The sequence below is a fragment of the Micromonospora sp. RTBAU3-60 genome (assembly GCF_054963695.1).
The window spans coordinates 1-14,756 of the sequence record NZ_JBUEGB010000013.1; the positions used below are offsets into that span (position 1 = coordinate 1).

The 14,756-nt window shown below is 73.8% G+C and carries 17 protein-coding genes; 11 read left to right on the top strand and 6 right to left on the bottom strand.

The annotated features are described in order from the left end of the window. On the bottom strand, nt 1-444 hold a 444-nt coding region (locus ACY34I_RS15035), incomplete at its 3' end, for a hypothetical protein (protein WP_462755655.1). Then, a complete protein-coding gene (locus tag ACY34I_RS15040) occupies nt 441-1,058 on the bottom strand; it encodes an IS607 family transposase (RefSeq protein WP_462755817.1) in 618 nt (205 codons plus the stop codon). The genes ACY34I_RS15040 and ACY34I_RS15035, both read right to left, overlap by 4 nt. Nucleotides 1,059-1,160: 102 nt before the next feature. Here ACY34I_RS15040 and ACY34I_RS15045 point away from each other — a divergent pair, with 102 nt between their 5' ends. The 5 genes from ACY34I_RS15045 to ACY34I_RS15065 all read left to right on the top strand — a co-directional run bounded on the left by ACY34I_RS15045 (nt 1,161) and on the right by ACY34I_RS15065 (nt 5,788). Continuing rightward, complete coding sequence (locus ACY34I_RS15045) at nt 1,161-2,297, top strand: CaiB/BaiF CoA transferase family protein (protein ID WP_462755656.1); 1,137 nt, start codon at nt 1,161-1,163, stop codon at nt 2,295-2,297. A gap of 255 nt (nt 2,298-2,552) precedes the next feature. Further along, nucleotides 2,553-3,761, top strand: a complete 1,209-nt coding sequence (locus ACY34I_RS15050; protein ID WP_462755657.1) for an LCP family protein — start codon at nt 2,553-2,555, stop codon at nt 3,759-3,761. A gap of 172 nt (nt 3,762-3,933) precedes the next feature. After that, nucleotides 3,934-4,269 (top strand): ArsR/SmtB family transcription factor, encoded by a 336-nt coding sequence (locus ACY34I_RS15055; RefSeq protein ID WP_462755658.1) that lies wholly within the window; start codon nt 3,934-3,936, stop codon nt 4,267-4,269. Next, the gene (locus ACY34I_RS15060; RefSeq protein ID WP_462755659.1) at nt 4,266-4,748 is read left to right on the top strand and encodes an SRPBCC family protein; all 483 of its coding nucleotides are present in this window, start codon (nt 4,266-4,268) and stop codon (nt 4,746-4,748) included. The genes ACY34I_RS15055 and ACY34I_RS15060 overlap by 4 nt, the downstream gene beginning before the upstream one ends. A gap of 290 nt (nt 4,749-5,038) precedes the next feature. Further along, entirely contained in the window at nt 5,039-5,788 is a 750-nt protein-coding gene (locus ACY34I_RS15065; protein WP_462755660.1) for an SDR family NAD(P)-dependent oxidoreductase, read from the top strand. A 302-nt stretch (nt 5,789-6,090) separates the two neighbouring features. Here ACY34I_RS15065 and ACY34I_RS15070 read toward each other — a convergent pair whose 3' ends face one another. Further along, entirely contained in the window at nt 6,091-6,564 is a 474-nt protein-coding gene (locus ACY34I_RS15070) for a hypothetical protein (RefSeq protein ID WP_462755661.1), read from the bottom strand. Continuing rightward, nucleotides 6,557-7,885: a molybdopterin-dependent oxidoreductase gene (locus ACY34I_RS15075; protein WP_462755818.1), complete on the bottom strand. Its 1,329-nt coding sequence runs from the start codon at nt 7,883-7,885 to the stop codon at nt 6,557-6,559. Before ACY34I_RS15075 ends, ACY34I_RS15070 begins: the two co-directional genes overlap by 8 nt. A 261-nt stretch (nt 7,886-8,146) precedes the next feature. Between ACY34I_RS15075 and ACY34I_RS15080 the strand changes: the two genes are divergently transcribed. Further along, nucleotides 8,147-9,208, top strand: a complete 1,062-nt coding sequence (locus tag ACY34I_RS15080; RefSeq protein WP_462755662.1) for an NAD-dependent epimerase/dehydratase family protein — start codon at nt 8,147-8,149, stop codon at nt 9,206-9,208. A gap of 51 nt (nt 9,209-9,259) precedes the next feature. On the opposite strand, the gene ACY34I_RS15085 is transcribed toward ACY34I_RS15080, so the two are convergent. Next, complete coding sequence (locus ACY34I_RS15085) at nt 9,260-10,654, bottom strand: hypothetical protein (RefSeq protein ID WP_462755663.1); 1,395 nt, start codon at nt 10,652-10,654, stop codon at nt 9,260-9,262. Between the two features lie 146 nt (nt 10,655-10,800). Here ACY34I_RS15085 and ACY34I_RS15090 point away from each other — a divergent pair, with 146 nt between their 5' ends. The 5 genes from ACY34I_RS15090 to ACY34I_RS15110 all read left to right on the top strand — a co-directional run bounded on the left by ACY34I_RS15090 (nt 10,801) and on the right by ACY34I_RS15110 (nt 13,812). After that, nucleotides 10,801-11,475 carry a glycosyltransferase family 2 protein gene (locus ACY34I_RS15090; protein WP_462755664.1) on the top strand — a complete coding sequence of 225 codons (675 nt, stop codon included), beginning with the start codon at nt 10,801-10,803 and terminating at the stop codon, nt 11,473-11,475. After that, nucleotides 11,472-12,152: a TIGR04282 family arsenosugar biosynthesis glycosyltransferase gene (locus tag ACY34I_RS15095; protein ID WP_462755665.1), complete on the top strand. Its 681-nt coding sequence runs from the start codon at nt 11,472-11,474 to the stop codon at nt 12,150-12,152. The genes ACY34I_RS15090 and ACY34I_RS15095 overlap by 4 nt, the downstream gene beginning before the upstream one ends. After that, the gene (locus ACY34I_RS15100) at nt 12,149-12,841 is read left to right on the top strand and encodes a class I SAM-dependent methyltransferase (protein WP_462755666.1); all 693 of its coding nucleotides are present in this window, start codon (nt 12,149-12,151) and stop codon (nt 12,839-12,841) included. Before ACY34I_RS15095 ends, ACY34I_RS15100 begins: the two co-directional genes overlap by 4 nt. A 69-nt stretch (nt 12,842-12,910) precedes the next feature. Beyond that, complete coding sequence (locus ACY34I_RS15105; protein WP_462755667.1) at nt 12,911-13,663, top strand: NAD(P)-dependent oxidoreductase; 753 nt, start codon at nt 12,911-12,913, stop codon at nt 13,661-13,663. Next, nucleotides 13,660-13,812, top strand: a complete 153-nt coding sequence (locus ACY34I_RS15110; RefSeq protein WP_462755668.1) for a hypothetical protein — start codon at nt 13,660-13,662, stop codon at nt 13,810-13,812. The genes ACY34I_RS15105 and ACY34I_RS15110 overlap by 4 nt, the downstream gene beginning before the upstream one ends. A 53-nt stretch (nt 13,813-13,865) precedes the next feature. Here ACY34I_RS15110 and ACY34I_RS15115 read toward each other — a convergent pair whose 3' ends face one another. Continuing rightward, nucleotides 13,866-14,741 carry a chitinase gene (locus tag ACY34I_RS15115; RefSeq protein WP_462755669.1) on the bottom strand — a complete coding sequence of 292 codons (876 nt, stop codon included), beginning with the start codon at nt 14,739-14,741 and terminating at the stop codon, nt 13,866-13,868. Nucleotides 14,742-14,756: the final 15 nt, after the last annotated feature.

Here is a 14,756-nt window from a genome sequence, read left to right on the forward strand (position 1 = left end):
CACGACGATCTGATCGTGGGTGCGGTTGTGGCCACGCTTCCAGTGCTTGCGCATCTGCCGTGCCAGGAACGGATCAGCGGCCCATTGGTCGGCCTTCAGCGCGGTGAACATTCGCTGGCGCTCGGCCGGATCGTTGGTGCGTCGGCTGATCGCCCGCCGGACGTCGGCCTTGGCTGCCTCGAGGTTCGCGGCGATGTCGGCCATGGCGTCGCGGACGGTTTCCTTCCACGCATTCGCCAGCACACCAAACAACGCGTGTGTGCCGTCGGCCAGCCACCGGTCCCGCACCTGCCGGTCCCTCAACCCGGACCCGACACCGCGGATCGAGCCGTAGCGCTGCCACACCTCGCTGCGCACCCGACCCAACCGACGCGCCTGCTCTACCAGGGCAGCGTACTTGCCCGGATTCAGGTGCGCGGAGTAGGCGATCCGGGTGACCTTCACCGGTCGCCCTCCCTGGTCAGGTCCGCCGTCTTCAGCTCCTTCTCGTAGCGGCGCAGACCGTCCAGCCGGCCCGAGAAGGAGTTGACGATGGCCAGGACGTCCTCGACCAGCTCATGCTGCGGGGACAGTGACTTCTGATTGGCGACGACGATCTCGCAGCCGCCACGCGCCGCCACGTGCTCCACCAGGTCGAACCCGAACCGAGCCAGCCTGTCCTGGTGCGCCACCACCAGCGTGGCGACCTCACCCCGGTCGACGGCGTCCATCAACGCCAGGAATTTCGTGCGGCGCAGGTTCATCCCGCCGCCGACCTCGCTGATCCACTCGTCCACGGCCAGACCGCGAGCGAGGCAGAACTGTTGCATCGCCGCCATCTGCGAGACCAAGCCCGACTTCTGACCCGGCGACGGCACCCGGCAGTACACCACAACCTTCCGCCAGTCAGCGTCGAACCCCGGCTGCAGCACCCGGCGCACATCAGAATCGTCGAAATACCGCTGCCCCGACGGCAGACGACGGGCCGTGATCCGACCCTCCGCCTCCCACCGGCGCACCGTACTCACCGAGCGGCCCACCCGCTTGGCAAACTCGCCAATCCGATAGACACTGCCCACGACCATCAATCATGGACAGCTCTAGAAAGGAAAGCAACCACTAGTTGCTGCTCCTGATTCGGGTGCCCGGTCGGCGGGGCCAGGTCGGGGAGGGAGCGGGCGATGGGGGAGGAGCGGTCCGGGCCGTTGCACGGCGTCCTCGTCGCGGACTTCTCGCGGATCCTCGCCGGACCGTACGCGACCATGCTCCTGGCCGACCTCGGCGCCGACGTGATCAAGGTCGAGGGGCCCGCCGGCGACGACACCCGGACCTGGATGCCGCCGGTCCGCGAGGGGGTCTCGACCTACTACCTCGGCGTCAACCGCAACAAGCGGTCGATCATCCTCGACCTCACCGACCCCGATGACCTGGTGCTCGCCCGGCGACTGGCGCACCGCGCCGACGTCATGATCCAGAATTTCCGGCCCGGCGCGCTGCGCCGCTTCGGCCTCGACCACGACAGCGTCGCCGCCGCCAACGAGCGGATCGTCTACGCCTCGATCAGCGGCTTTGGCGCGGGGGCCGGCGCCGACCTGCCCGGATACGACCTGATGGTGCAGGCGGCGTCCGGGCTGATGAGCCTCACCGGGGCGCCGGACGGCCCGCCGTACAAGGCCGGGGTGGCGGTGTTCGACGTGATCGCCGGCCTGCACGCGGCCGTCGGGATCCTCGCCGCCCTGCACCACCGGGAGCAGACTGGGACGGGGCAGCACGTCGAGGTGAACCTGCTCTCCTCGGCCCTGTCCGGCCTGGTCAACCACGCCAGCGCGCACGTCGCCGCCGGGGTCGTGCCGTCCCGGATGGGCAACGCCCACCCGAGCATCTTCCCGTACGAGCCGCTGCCGACCGCCGACGGCGAGCTCGTCGTGATCGCCGGTAACGACGGCCAGTTCCGCACCCTGTGCCAGGTCCTCGGCCTGCCCGGGCTGCCCGACGATCCCCGCTTCCGGCGCAACCAGGACCGCACCGCCCACCGGGACGTGCTGCGCCCCCTGCTGGTCGCGCGGCTGGCGCAGCGGACCAGCGACGAGTGGTTCCGGGACCTGCGCGCGGCGGGCGTGCCCTGCACGCCGATCAACGCGGTCGACGGCGGGGTCGCCCTGGCTCGGCGGCTCGGGCTCGACCCGGTGGTCACCGTCGACGGCGTACCCGGCGTCCGGCACCCGATCGGCTTCTCCGCCACCCCGCCGCGCTACGACCTCCCGCCGCCCGGGCCCGATGAGCATGGTGCCGAGATCCGCGCCTGGCTGGCCAGGTGATCGGTGACGAATTCGTCGCCGTCGAGGAGGAACCGGACCTTTGCCACGCGCGGCACGCCGGCGGGGCGTACCGTGGGGAGTTCGGCCGCTCCCGTGCCCGGAGCGAGGAATGTCCCCCACCGCTCGTCGGCCACCGGGGGCGCCGTGTCGCCGTGCTGGTGGACCTCCCAGGGGATTCACAGCCCGGCGACGTGACGCTGCGCTCAGCGGCCGCCTACATTTGGTCCGGTTTGACCCCCGCCCGAGGAGACATCCGTGCCGCACGCCACAGCGCGTTCCGACAACCGCACACCCGTGGACCCGGTCCCGCCCCGTCGGCGCTGGCCGCGCTGGGCCCGCTGGTGCGTGGCGGTCGGCGCGACCCTGATGACCCTCAGCGGCGTGGCCCTGGGCGGTAGCCAGTTCCTGCTGCACACCGCGACCAGCAAGATCACCCAGCAGAACCTGCTCGGCGCCGCCGCGGCGCCGCGCCAGCATCAGAGCATCACCGGGGCGAAGAATATCCTGCTCGTCGGCGTCGACACGCGCCCGAACCAGGACCCGAGCCAGCTCACCCGGGCCGACTCGATCATCCTGGTCCACATCCCGGCCGACCACAGCCAGGCGTACATGGTCTCGCTGCCGCGGGACTCGCTGGTGACCATCCCCGCGTACAACAACGGCGCGACGTCGTACGCCGGCGGGCAGAGCAAGATCAACGCCGCCTTCGCGTTCGGCGGTCGGGGGCTCACCGGCGCGTCCGCGCTGTCGCACGGGTTTGAACTGCTCGCCCTGACCGTGCGCAACACCACCGGCATCACCCCGGACGCCGGCGCGATCATCGACTTCCAGGGGTTCAAGGAGATCGTCCAGACGCTCGGCCAGGTCTGCATGTACGTCGACGAGACCACCACGTCGATCCACCTGGGGCGGGACGACGCGACCGGGAAGACGGCGGCGCCGTACAAGATCAATCCCGATGGCACGGTGAACCACCGCATCCCCGGCGTCACCCCGAACGTCTACACCAAGGGCAACCACTGCCTGAATCCGTCCCAGGCGCTGGACTTCGTCCGGCAGCGGGACCTGCTGGCCAACCACGACTTCGACTACGGCCGGCAGCGCCACCAGCAGCAGTTCGTCAAGGCGGTGCTGCAGCAGGTCATCAGCAAGGGCCTGAACTCACCGACCAAGCTGCCCGGACTGCTGTCGGCGGTCGGCAAGGCCATGACCGTCGACGACGGGGGCATCCCGCTGGAGGACTGGGCGTTTGCGATGCGGGGGATCCGCCCCGACGCGATCACCACGATCAAGACCAACAACGGCACCTTCAACAGCCGTACCGTCCCGGGGGTCGGCAGCGCCGAGATCCTCAGCCCGACCAGCCTGCAACTGCTGCACGCGGTCCGGGACGACACCGTCGCGGCGTTCGTCCAGGCCCACCCCGACTGGGTGGCCGACGCCCAGCCGACCCCCGCCCACTGACCGGCGTCCGTTCCGCCTCCATCTCGTTTCACTCACCACCTCGTCCGTCGGGGATGCCCGGGCGGCGGCACTGCCGGCTGCGCTCCCCCCGCCGCGCCCATCGCACATCCCGTCCTCGACGCGCCGCCGCGCGCGTTGACATGTGACCATTCGGTCACCTATTCTTCTGGTCGTGGACGACGAGGATCTGGTCTTCAAGGCGCTCGCCGATCCGACCCGGCGAGCCCTGCTCGACCGCCTCTTCGTGCGCGACGGCCAGACGCTGACGCAGTTGGAGTCCGAGCTGGAGATGACCCGCTTCGGGGTCATGAAGCACCTGCGCCTGCTGGAGGAGGCGGGTCTCGTGGTCACCCGGCGGCAAGGCCGGGAGAAGCTGCACTTCCTCAACCCGGTGCCGATCCGGCTGATCCACGACCGGTGGATCGACAAGTACACGGAGGGCCACACCAGGGCGCTGCTGGACCTCAAGGCCGAGCTCGAACGCGACGAACCGGAGGAGAAGAGATGACCACCACGACGACGGCCGGGACCACCAAGGTCTACCGGGTGTACATCAAGGCCACGCCGCAGGCCATCTGGGACGCGATCACCCAGCCCGAGTGGACCCGGCGGTACGGCTACCAGGGCATCGCCGAATACGACCTGCGGCCGGGCGGCCGCTACCGCGCCTACGCCATCAAGGAGCACCAGGAGGCCGGCATGCCCGAGGTGCCGGTGGAGGGCGAGGTGATCGAGGTGGACCCGCCGGTCCGGCTGGTGCAGACCTGGCGGCCCACCTGGCTGGACGAGCCGGCCACCCGGTTGACGTACGAGATCGCCGCGCAGCACGGCGGGGTCAGCTGCCTCACGGTGATCCACGAACTCGCCGGCGCGCCGCAGACCATGGCGCAGGTCAACGGCGACGTCGAGGGCGCCGGCGGCGGCTGGGCGGAGGTCCTCAGCGACCTGAAGTCCCTGCTGGAGACCGGCGCCCCGCTCTACGCCTGAGCCGCGACCACGGAGCGGAGCAGACCACGCGCCCGCTGGAGCACTGAACGCCGCCTCGCCGTGACGCGGCCGTGACGCCCGGGCGACGGGCCCTGCGGCAGCCTCGGCCCCGTGAGCAGCTTTCCGGGCAGCCCGCAGGACCCCGTCGACCCGGAACCCGGAACTCGGCCCGCACCTACGCGCGTCCACCGGCGTTTCTGTCCACGTGCCGCCAGCTGTCCGCGATCCGGTGCCGACGCGCCGGTCGCCGGGAGATCCGGGTCGGCCGCACCGCGAGAAGAGAGCACGCCATGACCAGTCAACTCGCCGGCAAGAACATCATCGTCACCGGGGGCACCCGGGGCATCGGTCGGGGCATCACCCTCGGGTTGGCCACGGCCGGCGCGAACGTGATCGCCTGCTACCGGACCGAGGGAGAGCACGTCGAGGCGCTCGCCCACCAGCTCAAGGAAACGCCGGGCACCCACCGGCTGATCCGGGCGGACGTGACCGACGTCGAGGACGTCGAGCGGCTCGTCGACGAGGCCGGCGGCGGCCAGCGCACGCTGCACGGCCTGGTGCACAACGCGGGGGTGATCAGCCCCGTGCCGTTCGCCGAGCTGACGCCCGACGAGTGGCACCGCGTGGTGGACACCACCCTCACCGCGGCCTACCTGGTCGTCAACCGGGCGCTGCCGCTGCTGGCCGCGGGCTCCTCGGTGGTGGCCATCGGTTCCCGGGCGGCCACGGTCGGGATCCCGCTGCGCGCGCACTACACCGCGGCGAAGGCCGGCCTGATCGGGCTGATGCGCTCGCTGGCCAAGGAGTTGAGCCCGCAGGGCATCCGGGTCAACGTGGTCGCCCCCGGGACCATCGAGACCGAGGAGGCGGCGCGGGACTCGTCGGAGCAGCGGCGGGCGCACGTCGAACGCCACTCGAAGATCATCGCGCTGCGCCGCTACGGGCGGCCGGAGGAGGTGGCCAACGCGGTCGCCTTCCTGCTGAGCGACCAGTCCTCCTACATCACGGGGGAGACCCTGTACGTCGACGGCGGCATCTGACGGTCGGGACAGGCGTGGGCCGCGACGCCGATTCCGGCGTCGCGGCCCACCTCTTCCTGTCCCCTCACTGCCGCAGGTCCCGTTACCCGGCTTCAACCTCGGTCAAACCGAGTGGGACGAGACCGCGACGTCGGCGGACATTCGATTTGACGGCGCGCGCCGGGAGGGCGCGCCGAAAAATGCTCTGGTTCGGTCCGTTATTCCGCCCTGAAGTGCTCATCAATCGCATCGCCCGTCATCGCCGCCTTGACGGAATCGGCAATGAAACGGCCTGGTTCCATTCACCGATGTCGACGGGATATTCAGCGGCCGCGCGACCACCACCGGCGCAGCGCGTAGCCGACGGCGCTGACCAGGAACAGCACGGCCGTGGCGAGCAGCCAGCGGCCGAGGAACGGTCGCTGGTCCTGCCCGGACGCGGCCAGATAGGTCGGCCGGCCCAGCCGCAGGATGCCCGGCAGGTAGACGAGGAACAACAGGCCCGAGGCCAGGGCCGGCACCCGGATGTGGTTCAGCGGTGCGGGGCCCGACGCCGGCACGCCGTAGGTGCCCAGGGTGCGCCGCAGCATCCGGTCGGCCAGCCCGTAGATCGGGAACAGCACGAAGTCGTGGGCGATCGCCGCGCCGACGAACCAGACCAGCATCCGGCCGGCGGTCGGCTCCGCGGCGAGCCGCAGCGCCACCCATCCGGCGACCGCGAAGGTGCCGACGAGCAGCAGCAGGTGCCCGACCGGCGCCCCGTACGCCGCCCGGAACCGTGCCGCGAGGTCACCCACCGGTACGCCCCCGGAACTCGATCCGCGCCACCCACTTCGTGCAGTGCACCCCGGGCAGGGCCGGGACGATGACCCGCGCCGGGTACCCGTGGTCGAGGGAGAGGTCGACGCCGTTGACCCGCAGCGCGAGCAGGGAGTCCGCGTCGAGAACCTGGTTGGCCTGCAGGGTCGCCTGCCGGAACAGTCCCGCCTTTTCCAGGGACACCACGTGCGCGGCGGTGATCCCGTCCGCGCCGACGAGAGCGGCGAGGTCGCGCAGCCGTACCCCGGTCCAGGTCTGCACCGTCGACCACCCCTCCACGCAGGCGATCGGCAGCGTGACGGTGTGCTGGGCCATGGCCAGCAGGCCGGCCCGGTCGACCGTGACGCTGCGCCCGCCCGCGTGCAGGGTGAGCCGCCAACCTGGCCCGATGTCGGCGGCCCGGACCCCGGCGGCGGCCGCGGTCCGGTTCACCGGGAAGCCGGTCGGACCCGCGCCGGGCTGCCGGCCCCGGGGCAGCAGCAGGGCAGTCCGCCGCCAGGGCCCCTCGAAGTGCTGCCCCACGGTGAGCGCGGCGAGCAGCGCCGACAGGCCACCGACCAGGGCGAGCGCGCCGCGCCGGCTCATCGTGGGCGGGCCGGGCCGGGCGGCCACCAACTCGTCCGGATCCGGCGGTTCGGGCCGGGTGGCCGCGCGGTAGGTGGTCAGCTCCTCGGGCAGCGAACGGGACCGCAGCCCGGTGAGCATCCGCCGCAGCTTGAGCGCCACGTGCGTGACCAGCGCGGCGACGAACACCCAGGCGCCGAAGTAGTGGGCGGTGTAGAAGTCGAAGCCGAACAGGTACGCGTACTGGATGTCGAGCAGGCCGGTGACGATCTCGAAGAGGATCCCGCCGACCAGCAGGAGCAGGGACAGCCGCTCCAACACCTGCGCCACCGAACGGGCCGGCGGCCAGTCGAACAGCTTCGGCAGCACCGACCAGAGCTTGGCCAGCACGATCGGAATCAGCGTGATCCCCAGCCCCACGTGCAGGCCCTGGGTGAGGCGGAACAGCCAGGACGGGCGGGTCGGCCAGTCGAACGGCGGCAGCCGCAGCCAGCCGACGTCACGCGGGAACGCCTGGCCGAACTGGGGGGAGTAGGCGAGGTAGTCCAGCAGCCCGGTGAGGAACACCAGCGGCAGGCCGACGAGCAGGACCAGGCCGAACACGGAGGTCAGCCACGGGCCGCGCAGCGGGCTGCGCCAGCGCCGGTTCACGGTCGCGGCGCCGGGCGGCGGATGCGCGGCCAGGAACTCCCACCACCGCCGGGGAAAACCGTACGCCCGGCGGCCGGGGTGCACGCGCTCCGACCCGGCCGGGGAACCCCCGGCCGGAGGAGTGCTCTCCGCGCTCACCGGTCCTCCTCGTGCCTGCCGACGCCGGGACGCCCCGGCGGCGGCCGGCCCACCGGATCCCTCTCCGGCAGGCTACGGGCGGCGCCGACGGCTGGTCCCGGTTTGCCGGATTACCGAACGCTTACCGGCGGACCGCCATGTTGCGAGGTCCTTACGGCTTCGCCGACCCGGCCCGCCGCCACCGTCCACCGACCTACCCTGACCGCCATGCGGATACTGGTCACCGGCGCGGCCGGGTTCATCGGGTCGCAGGTCGCCGACCTGCTCGCCGCCGACGGGCACGAGGTGGTGGCGCTGGACGCGCTGCTGCCCCAGGCGCACGGCGGTGAGCTGCCCGAGTGGTCCCGGCGGCACGGCCCGGTCGTCGGTGACGTCCGCGACCCCGACCTGCTCGACCGGCTGCTGCCCGGCGTCGACGCGGTGTGCCACCAGGCCGCGATGGTCGGGCACGGGCTCGACCCGTCGGACGCCCCCGGGTACGCCAGCCACAACGACTACGCCACGGCCGTGCTGCTGGCCGCCATGCACCGGGCCGGGGTGCACCGGCTGGTGCTCGCCAGCTCCATGGTCGTCTACGGCGAGGGCCGCTACGAGTGCACCCGGCACGGCACCGTGCGCCCCGCCCCGCGCCGCCCCGCCGACCTGGCCGCCGGCCGCTACGACCCGACCTGCCCGCAGTGCGCCGGCACCCTCACCCCGGCGCTGGTCCCCGAGGACGCCCCGCTGGAGCCGCGCAGCACGTACGCCGCCACCAAGCTCGCCCAGGAACACCTGGCCGGCGCCTGGGCGCGGCAGACCGGCGGTGGGGTGTGGGCGCTGCGCTACCACAACGTCTACGGGCCCCGGATGCCGCGCGACACCCCGTACGCCGGGGTGGCCTCGATCTTCCGGTCGGCGCTGGCGGCGGGCGGACCACCACGGGTGCTGGAGGACGGCCGGCAACGGCGGGACTTCGTCCACGTCACCGACGTGGCGCGGGCCAACCTGCTGGCCCTCACCACGCCCCCGCCGCAGCCGCTGGTGCCGGTCAACGTCTGCTCCGGCGATCCGCGCACGGTCGGTGACCTGGCCGCGGCGCTGGCCACCGCGATGGCCGGCCCGCCGCCGCTGGTCGTCGGCGGTGCCCGCGCCGCCGACGTGCGACACGTCGTCGCCGACCCGCGCCGCGCGACCGAACTGCTCGGCTACACCGCCCGGGTCGGGTTCGCCGACGGGGTCGCCGCCTTCGCCACCGACCCGCTGCGCGAGCCGGCGGCCGTGCACGCCTGACCGGCCACGCCGGCGGTCCGGCTCGTCAGTGCGTCGGGGCAGGCGCCCGGCTCAGGAGACCGTCCAGAGCAGGTGGTTGACCGCGAGGGCGGTCGCCGCCTGCCCGGCCAGCCACCAGCGGCGGGTCGCCGGTGGCAGGTGCGCGGTGGCGACCAGCAGCCACACCGCGAACGGCAGCCAGATCCGCTCCACCTCGGCCTTGCTCAACCCCGACAGGTCGGCCGCGAGCACCACCACCGCCGCCGCCACCGGCAGCAGCACCGCCGGCCCGGCGGCGGCCACCGGCCCGGCGAGCCGGACACCCGGGCCGCGCAGCGCGGCCCGCACCGCCGTCACCCCGGCCCGCGCCGCCCGCCCCAGCGCCGGCCCGGACACCGGGCCGGCGGACAGCACCAGCGCCGCCAGGTTCGCCCACATCCAGTAGCCGTACGGGCGCTCGGCCGCCCAGCCCTGGTAGTACCGCTCCACCACCAGGTGGTAGCCGTCCCACCACCGGAACCCCGCCGCCGTGAAGACCACCACCACCGCGGCGGCCCCGGCCGTCCCGGACAGCAGCGCGGCGAGCCGGTCCGCCGGGCGCAGCGCCAGTACCACCAGCGCCAGCAGGCCGACCAGCACGAAGCCGTACGACAGGTACAGCGCGAAACCGAGCACCAGGCCACCGGCGACCGGGGCCAGCCGGCCGCGTACCGCCAGCAGCGCCAGCCCTGCCGCGACCACGCCGGCGAAGAGCCCGTCCGCCGACGCCCCCACCCACACGGCCCCGGGCAGCAGCACCAGGAACGGCAGGACCGCGCGGGCCGCGGCGGCGGCGCCGAGCGCCCGCAGCGCCACGGGCACCGAGACGGTGACGCTCGTGCCCACCAGCACGCAGGCCAGCGCGGCGGCGGTGCCCCCGCCGAGCCCGATCCGGTCCAGCCCCACGAAGACCAGCAGCGCGCCGGGCGGGTGACCGGCGGTGTGGGTGGACCACGAGTCGGGCTGGAAGTCCAGGATCCGCCCGGTGAACCCGGCCAGCGTGGCGGGGACGTCCCGGATCCCGGGCACCTCGTGCAGGTACTCCGCCTGCACGGTGAGTCGGGTGGTCAACCCTGCCGACCAGCCGTCGACCAGGGCCAGCGACAGCGTCCACGCCGCCGACGCCAACCAGGCCACGCCGAGCAGCCGACCCCACCGGGCGGTCTGCGCCCACCGCACCCCGGATCCGACCACCGCGACCGCCACCAGCACCGCCGCCGGCGTGCCCCAACCGGCGTGCGGCCGCCAGGTCGCGTACAGCGGGGCGGCGTCCGCGTGCAGACCCACGCCGCGGGCGTTGAGGACCGCGCCGACCGCCGCGGCGACAGCGACCAGCGCCGCCTCGACGCCCAGCACGGTCAGGTCGGCGCGCCACCGGCGGGTCGGCGCCCGCCCGGGCGCGGCGGGCAGCCTCGTGGTCGTTCTCATGCCGACCGGACCGTACGGCCCATTCCCGGCGGGCGACAGGCGAACCGCCGGATCGTCACCGTCCGGTAAGAATCGGTGCGCCGGTAACAGATCCGTAAGACCCGATCTGCCTGCCGGGGCCCGGGTGGCGGCCTAGCGTCGGCGGTATGCCCACACCGATCGACGTGGTCCTGCCGTGCCTCGACGAGGCGGCCGCCCTGCCCGGCGTCCTCACCGCGCTGCCCCCCGGCTACCGGGCGATCGTGGTGGACAACGGCTCCCGGGACGGCTCGGCGGAGGTCGCCGTCCGGCACGGGGCCCGGGTGGTGCACGAACCCCGCCGGGGCTACGGCGCCGCCGTGCACACCGGGCTGGTGGCCGCCGAGGCGGAGCTGGTCTGCGTGCTCGACGCCGACGGATCCTTCGACCCCACCGAACTTCCCGCCCTGGTCGCCCCGGTGGCCGGCGGCGCCGCCGACCTGACCGTCGGCCGCCGACGGCCGTTCTCCGCCGGGGCCTGGCCGTGGCACGCCCGCGCCGGCACCGCCCTCATCGCGGCGCTGCTGCGGCACCGGGGGGTACCGCTGCGCGACCTCAGCCCGATCCGGGTGGCTCGACGCGAGGCGCTGCTCGCCCTCAACGTCACCGACCGGGCCTTCGGTTACCCCCTCGAACTGCTGATCCGCGCCGCCGCCGCCGGCTGGCGGATCCAGGAGCTGGACGTCGCCTACGCCCCGCGGGCCGCCGGCACCCGCTCCAAGGTCTCCGGCTCGGTACGCGGCACGCTGCGCGCCACCCGCGACTTCGCCGGCGTCCTGCGCAGCCTGGGCGGGCCCCGGTGACCGTGCTGCTGGTGATGGCCAAGGCGCCGGTCGCGGGGGCGGTGAAGACCCGGCTCTGCCCACCGGCCACCCTCGGCCAGGCCGCCCGCATCGCCGCCGCCGCGCTGCGCGACACCCTCGACGCCGTCCGGGCGGTGCCCGGGGTGACGCCGGTGCTGGCCGTACGCGGACGCCTCGCCGACGGCGCGGACGGCGCCGGCCTGACCACGGCGCTCACCGGCTGGGCGGTCCTGCCGCAGCGGGGCGGGGACCTGGCCGACCGGCTCGCCAACGCCCACGCCGACGTGGCGGCGGCCTGGCCGGGACGGCCGGTGCTGCAGATCGGCATGGACACCCCGCAGTTGGCCGCCGGGCTCCTGCTCGCGGCGGTCCGGCGACTCGACCTGGCCGACGCCGTGCTCGGCGGGGCCGTGGACGGCGGGTGGTGGGCGCTGGGGTTGCGCGACCCCCGGCAGGCCGCCGCGCTGCGGGCGGTGCCGATGTCCACTCCGGAGACCGGCCGACGCACCTGGTCCGCCCTCGACCGGCGCGGCCTGCGCACCCTGCCCCTGCCGGCGCTGCGCGACGTCGACGTCTGGTCCGACGCGCTCGCGGTGGCCGCCGAGGCGCCGGCGACCCGCTTCGCCCGCGAGGTCGCGGCGCTGCGCTCCACCCTGGTGTCGGGCGGGTCCCGGTGACGGTTGACGCGCTCGACGCGGACGGCCGGTGGGCGGCGGCGATCGGCGGCGAGGACGTCTTCGGCGCCGCCCTCGATCCCCAGCCGGGAACCCACTGGCTCGTGCACGACGACGGCCGGCGCACCCGGCTGCCGGTCCGGCGCTGGCACGGGCCACCCGAGCCGGCGACCGCCGCCGTGGTCGCCCGGTGCGCGGGCCCGACCCTGGACGTCGGCTGCGGCCCGGGCCGGCTCACGCTCGCGCTGGCCCAGGCCGGGCACGCCGCGGTCGGCGTCGACGTCTCCGCCCACGCGGTGCGGCTCACCCGGGGCCGCGGCGCCGTCGCCATCCACCGGGACGTGTTCGCGCCCCTGCCCGGCGAGGGACGCTGGGCGCACGTGCTGCTCGTCGACGGCAACATCGGCATCGGCGGTGAACCGGTCCTCCTGCTCCGCCGGTGCGGGGAACTGCTCCGGGCCGGCGGCTCGGTCGTCGTCGAGCTGGAACCTCCCGGACCCGGCCTGTGGCGGGGACAGGCCCGGCTGGCCTCCCGCTCACCGGAGGGCACGGTGTGCCGCAGCGGGGCGTTCCGCTGGGCCCGGCTGGACACGGTGGCGGTGCACGACACGGCACCCGCCGCCGGGCTGGTCGTCCGGGACGTGTTCGAGGCGGGCCGGCGCTGGTTCGCCGAACTGGTCCGTCCGCTGTGACGCGTCACCGGGTCGCGGGCTCAAGCCGTCGTTCGGATCCACGACCGCCCCCGCTGGCCTACGCTGCCGTTGAGGCGGAACGGGGGACCGATGGCGCAGCCACGGGTGGCGATGATCGGGCTCGGCGGCATGGGCGCGCCCATGGCCGGGAACGTGCTGCGCGCCGGTCTGCCGACGGTCGTCTGGAACCGCCACCCCGAGCCGGCCCGCCGGCTGGGTGACCAGGGCGCGGAGGTGGCCGCCAGCCCCGCGGACGCGGCCCGTGGGGCGGACGTCGTGGTGACCATGGTGACCGACGCCGATGCCATCGCGTCCATCGCCTTCGACCAGGGGATGCTGGCCGCGATGACCGAGGGTGCGGTCTGGGCCCAGATGAGCACCATCGGCGCCACCGACACCGAACGGTTCGCCCGGCAGGTCGCGGCGGAGCGTCCCGACGTCACGTTGCTGGATGCCCCGGTGGCCGGCAGCCGCGGCCCGGCCGCGCAGGGGAAGCTGGTCGTCTTCGCGTCAGGGCCGGAGGAGGTCCGGGACCGCGTCGCCCCCGTCTTCGACGCGGTCGGGCAGCGTACGGTTTGGGTCGGGCCGGTCGGCGCCGGCTCCCGGCTGAAGTTGGTGAACAACCTGTTGCTGGCCTTCGTCGCCGAGGGGCTCGCCGCGTCGGTCGCGCTCGGCGACGCCCTCGGCCTGAGCCGCGAGGCGGTGCTGGGCGCCCTGCGGGGCAGTCCGCTGCTGTCGCCGTGGGCCACCGAGAAACTGGACCGGATCGGCCGGGACGACTACGCGGCCCAGTCCCCCTCGCTCTGGCGCTCAAGGACGTGAACCTGGTGCTGCGGGAGGTCGAGGACGGTCGGTTCCTCGCCGCGGAGTGCCTGGCCGCGGAGTGGCAGCGCGTGGTGGGCCAGGGGCTCGGGTCCGAGGACCTGACCGTGGTCACCCGGGCCCTGTCGGGGTCGACCGGGGTCGCGTGACAGCCCGCTGACGGGCGGCCGGGCCCCGTTCCAGCGTCGGGGCCCGGCCGGGGTCAGCGGCCCTGGAGGGCCTTGACGTTGTCGCCGAAGGTCCAGCCCTTCGACCCGTCCCAGTTGATCGACCAGGTCATCAGCCCTTTGAGGCCGCCCTGGTAGGTGTTCCACGCCTGCGCCACCAGCGACGGCGGCAGGTACCCGCCGCCGGCGCCGGACTGCGCCGGCAGGCCGGGGACCTGCCGGTCGTACGGGACGCGGATGGTGGTGCCCTGCACGACCAGGCCGGTGTTGAGGCAGTTGGTCTGCGCGACGAAGCCCGGCACGGTGCCGGCGGCGTACGAGTCGCCGGAGCAGCCGTACATGGAGCCGTTGTAGTACTGCATGTTCAGCCACCAGAGCCGGCCGTTGTCCACGTACCGCTTGATGATCGGCAGGTACGCGCCCCAGATGGACCCGTAGGTGACGCTGCCGCCGGTGACGTACGCGGTCTCCGGGGCCATGGTGAGCCCGAACCCGGCGGGCATCTCGGCGAGCACGCCGTCGATGATCCGGACCAGGTTGGCCTGCGAGGTGGACAGCTGGTTGATGTTCCCGCTGCCGGTGAGGCCGGTCTCGATGTCGATGTCGATGCCGTCGAAGTTGTACCGCTTGAGGATCGGCACCACGGTGGCGACGAACCGGTCGGCGACCGCGGTCGAGCTGAGGTCGATGCCGGCGGTGGCGCCGCCGATGGACAGCAGGACGGTCAGGCCGGCGGCCTTGGCCTGGCACATCTCGGCGGGGGTGGGCACCTGGACGCCGGCGTCCATGCCGTTCTCCCAGAGCACGGTGCCGTCGGCGCGGATCACCGGGAAGGCGGCGGTGACCACGTTGTAGCCGTGCGTCCGGATGCGCGAGTCGGTGATCGGGATCCAGCCGAGCCCGGGATGCACGCCGTTGGCCGCGCC